Origin of the sequence: Streptomonospora litoralis, assembly GCF_004323735.1 — a bacterium.
GTDB lineage: Bacteria > Actinomycetota > Actinomycetes > Streptosporangiales > Streptosporangiaceae > Streptomonospora > Streptomonospora litoralis.
Genome location: NZ_CP036455.1, coordinates 3,556,149 through 3,560,690 on the forward strand (window position 1 = coordinate 3,556,149; position 4,542 = coordinate 3,560,690).

At 68.9% G+C, this 4,542-nt stretch carries 4 protein-coding genes; 1 reads left to right on the forward strand and 3 read right to left on the reverse strand.

Annotated elements, in window-relative coordinates; translation table 11 throughout:
* The 3 genes from EKD16_RS15070 to EKD16_RS15080 form a co-directional block, all read right to left on the reverse strand.
* On the reverse strand, positions 1–390 hold the full coding sequence (locus EKD16_RS15070) for a carboxymuconolactone decarboxylase family protein (RefSeq protein WP_131098964.1): 390 nt from the start codon (positions 388–390) through the stop codon (positions 1–3).
* Between the two features lie 228 nt (positions 391–618).
* The gene (locus EKD16_RS15075) at positions 619–2,103 is read right to left on the reverse strand and encodes an MFS transporter (protein WP_131098965.1); all 1,485 of its coding nucleotides are present in this window, start codon (positions 2,101–2,103) and stop codon (positions 619–621) included.
* Positions 2,104–2,155: 52 nt separating this feature from the next.
* Positions 2,156–3,271, reverse strand: a complete 1,116-nt coding sequence (locus EKD16_RS15080) for an FAD-dependent monooxygenase (protein ID WP_131098966.1) — start codon at positions 3,269–3,271, stop codon at positions 2,156–2,158.
* Between the two features lie 183 nt (positions 3,272–3,454).
* Between EKD16_RS15080 and EKD16_RS15085 the strand changes: the two genes are divergently transcribed.
* Positions 3,455–4,063, forward strand: coding sequence for a TetR/AcrR family transcriptional regulator (locus tag EKD16_RS15085; RefSeq protein WP_131098967.1), 609 nt, complete (start codon positions 3,455–3,457; stop codon positions 4,061–4,063).
* Positions 4,064–4,542: the final 479 nt, after the last annotated feature.

Sequence of the window (4,542 nt, forward strand, 5' to 3'; positions counted from 1 at the left end):
TCAGCCCTTCGAGCCGAGGTACTCGCCGATCTGGGCGAGCTCGTCGCTGAACGTGTCGTAGTCCTCGCGCATGCCGTTGAGGTAGGCGCTCCAGCCGAGGCTGTTCTTGGCGTAGTGCACGGCTTCCTGGATCTCCTCGTCGGTGGCGCCGAACAGCTTCGCCGCCTCGGTGTGGAAGAGCGTGCAGTACGTGCACTTCGTCTCAGCATGCAACGCGATGCCGATGAGCTCCTTGTACTTGTTCGGGATGAGCGTCTCGCCGAGTTCGAGCCGCTTGAAGATCTCCCATTCCGGCGCCATCAGCTGGTCCGGAATCTGATCGAAGAAGTGCGGTACGAGGCCCATGGTGTTTTTGATGTCGGCCTCGACTTCGCCGCGGTTCATGGTCATTTCCGCCCCCTTGAGGGAAACCGCCTGTGGAGTGGCGTTTCACCGTCCGGGACCCGAGCGTCCGACCGCTGACCGGGGACCGGCCGGCGCGAACACCTCTACCGCGGTCCCGTAGCGCCAGTCTGCGCGCCCCCGCAAGCCCGTCCAACCCCCTTGGCTGATCATTCGGGGTTTTTACCCGCCTATGGCGGTGGCCGGCGGGGACGGCGGCCCGCCCGGCGATCGGGGCTACCCGCCGACCGCGGGCGCGCCCGAACGCTTCGGCGCCTCGGCAGCCTCCGGCACGGCACGCCGGCTGCGCACCAGCATGATCGCGGGTACCGCAGCGAGCGCGAAGAGCACCCCGGCCATCGAAACGTAGAGGTACACTCCGGTCGCCGTGCTCACCGGGGCACCGTCGGCGGCGGGCCCGGGGATGCCGGTGGCCTTGAGGATCTCGGCTCCGGCGAAGCTGAAGACGACCGAGCCGAGGGCGAACATGACCGACACCAGGCCGGAGATCGTGCCCTGGCGTTCGGGCGGCGCGAGGCTGATCGCCAGGTTGTAGCCGGACGCCTGGATCGCCCCCGCGGCCGTGCCGACCATGGCGCCGCAGGCGATCGCCAGCGGGAACACCGATACGCCCGCCAGCATCGCGAAGGTCGCCACCGCCCCGATGGCGATGCCGCCGAGGAGGGGCCGGGTGGGACCGAACCGCCCCGCGAGCCATCCGGCGAACGTGCCTCCGATCATGAGGCCGGACGAGGACGCGGCCATCAGCACGGAGAGCGCCGCACCGCCGCCCAGCCCGTAGCCGAGCCCCAGGTCGGCGGGAACCTCGGCGACGATGCTCGTCAGTTGCAGCATGCTCCGGAAGGACCCTGCGGCCAGCACCAGGGCCAGCAGCGTCAGCAGGACCGGCCGGCTGAGGGCCCGGATGTCGATGACGGGCTCGTCGATACGCAGGGCGAGGAACACCCACCCGACCAGCGCGGCGGCACCGGCCGCCAGCAGGGCGATCATGCCCGCGGACAGCCACCCGAAATCTCCACCCAGGCTGGCGTAGGCGAGCACCGCGCCGAGGCCGCCGCCGAGCAGGAGCGCCCCGCCCACGTCGACCCGGCCGGTGCTGCGGACCGGCGACTCCGGGATGATGAAGCGGACGCAGAGCGCGGCCACCGCGGCGAGCAAGGCCCCCACGATGAACACGCCCCGGTAGCCGAACAGGTCGATGACCGGGCTCATCAGGAGCGGTTCGGCGATGCCGACGAGCGCCGTCCCGGACGTCACGAGCCCGATCACGGGCATCGCCACCCGCGGGGGGCAGATTTGGCGGGCGAGGGCCACCGTGATGAAGATCGCGGCCAGGGCGGCGCCCTGGAGGAAGCGCCCCACGAGGAAGATCGGCAGGTCGGGTGCGATGAGGCAGACCAGTGCGCCTGCGCACGAGGCCGACAGCGTGATGACGAGCAACCGGCGCTTGCCGAAGATGTCGGAGCACTTCGCGAGCAGCGGCGACCAGATGGCCCCGGCCAGCATCGCGCTTGCGTTCAGCCATGCGGCCTGGTCGGTGTCGAAGCGCTCAAGTAGCCGGGTCAGGACCAGCAGGGGCGAGCCGATGGCCACGTCGGCCAGGACGTTGGCGAGGATGAGGACGGCCACCCAGAGGATGAGCCGCTTGTCCCATCGGTGCTCCCGCGCGTCGGGAGCGGGCTCTTCCGGCGTGTCTTTCACTGCGGATTCTCTCCAGCCCGTCATTAGGTGGATATCGCCTTGTGCGGGGGGTTCAGCGCGCGTCGGTGCCCGCTGCCTGCAGAGCCTTGTTGCGGGCCGCGATGGCCGCCCAGGTGGTCGGCAGCATGCGTTCGCGGCCGCCGTCGACGCTGTTCTGGGCGAAGGCCACGTAGGGACGCTGCCGCGTCTCGTACCGTTCGAACGCGGCGGTGTGGTCGCCGCCGCACCGGTCGAGCTCTTCGGCGAGGATGCGGGCGCCGGTGAGCGCGAGCGAGGTACCCCGCCCGGAGAGGAAGGCCGGGCAGTACCCGGCGTCCCCGACGAGGGCGACGCGGCCGCGGTGCCAGGAGGGCAGGTGGATCTGGCCCGCTGCGTCGAAGAAGAATTCGGGGGCGGTGCGGACCGCGTCGAGTAGTTCGGGAATCCGCCACGACCGGTAGCCCGCGAAGGCGTCGAAGAGGATCCTCTTCTGGGCGTCGGAGTCGTGGTGGTCGTAGTCGAGCGGCTCGGAGCGGAACTGGAAGAACGCGACCGTCTTGTCCTTGTACCGGAATACGCCTGCCAGCCGGCCGGGGACGTTGTGTACCAGGTTGGCGTCTGCGGAGCTCGCCTCGTCGGAGAGCTCGGCGAGAGCGAAGTAGACACCGAGGGGGCGGAGGTAGTCCTCCTCGGGGCCGAACACCAGCCTGCGTACGGCGGAGTGCTGGCCGTCGGCACCGAGCACGGTGTCGTACCGTCCTGTGCGGCCGGAGGCGAAGCCCGCGCGGACACCGTCGTCGCCTTCGGTCAGGGTCTCGATCGAGTCGCCGAAGCGGATCGCCGCGGTATCGGGGAGCGCGTCGGCGAGGATGCGCACCAGATCCTCGCGGAGGATCTCGATGTCGTCGTCGGAGTCGCCGATCCGGGCCACGGGGATGCGGCCGACCGTCTCACCGTCGCCGTCGACGAACCGGGTGGACTCGCTCATCCGCAGCCGCCGCCGCTGGATCTTGGCAAGCAGTCCCATGCTGTCCGCGGTCTCGATCGCGTCACCGCGGATGTCGATGGGTGTGCCGGCGAGTCGGAGGCGGCGGCCGTATTCGACGACGGTGACCTCGTGGCCGCGGGTGCCGAGCTCAAGCGCGGCGGCGAGGCCGGCGATACCGGCTCCGGAGACGAGGATTCGCACAGTGGGCTCCTGGTTCGGCTGGGTGGACGGGGCCGGTCGGGTCGACCGCGGCCCGCCGCGGCGAATCGACCACTAACGCAACGATCCGTTGCTTTAATGGAGCCTATTCGCACCCGGCTTGCACCGCAAAGACCCAGGTGGCGACAATCGGTGCCCGAGCGGGGATCGGGAGGTGAGGCGGCGATGGCCAACGGGACCGCTGATCGGACGCCCGCCCGGCGCCCCGGTGGCCGCAGCGCGCGGGTGCGAGCGAAGATCCTTGCGGCGGCCAGCGAACTCGTCGCGCGCGACGGCATCGCGGGCTTCCGCTACGAGGAGGTCGCCGAACTCGCCGGCGTGCACAAGACCAGCGTCTACCGCAACTGGCCCGACCGCGAAGAACTGGTCGTCGAAGCCTTGCTGCGCTACGCCGAGGACCTCGCCTCGGTCGCCGACACGGGCGACATCCACCGGGACCTGGTGGACTTCCTCCTGGCCATCGCGGGCGGTCTGGAAACCCCGTTCGGCCGGACGCTCGAACAGGCGATCCAGCCCGCCGACCGGAATCCCAACGTCCGGCAGGCGCTGGCCAGGATCCTCGACCAGCGCGTGGCCGCCATGCAGCGGCGGCTGGACGCCGCAGTCGAGCGGGACGAGCTACCCCCCGTCGACAGCTCTTTCCTCGGCGAGATGATCTCCGGCCCGGTGCACCTCATCGTCAACCGCGGCATGCGCACGTTCACCCGCGCGGACGCGGAGCGCATCGTCGGCGTCGTCCTCGCCGGAATCCGGGCGACGGCACCACACGCCTGAGCACTCGCCCCGACTGCCGCGTCCGGGGCGACCGCCGGAGCGACCGCCCTGCCCGTGCTAGGCACAGAGGGGGCGGAGTGCCGCATCAGCTCACCGTCCTCCTTCGGAATCAGCTGCGAATCCGACGCTTCTGGAACTTGCGCCGCCACTTCCGGAGCAGGTGCATTCTTGAAACTCTATGCATACGAAGAACTACAAATAGTAATACCGCTTCGATTGCGCCTTAACTATCAATATATAGCCCGTTGACTCGACGGCCAGACTTCGGTTGACTGCCACAACCAGACTTCTGGGGAATGTATCGCAATCCATGCGAATACATCGAGCGGCCCAGGGTACCCGCAATCCCTTTCGGGTAAACCGCAGACTTTGGAGGTGGTCGGAGGCACCGTGAAGAGCCCAATAAGGAAGATACTGAAAAATCGGCAAGCGGAAACTGATCGTGACAGACTGAAAGATTCCCCCCTGGAGACTCAGGA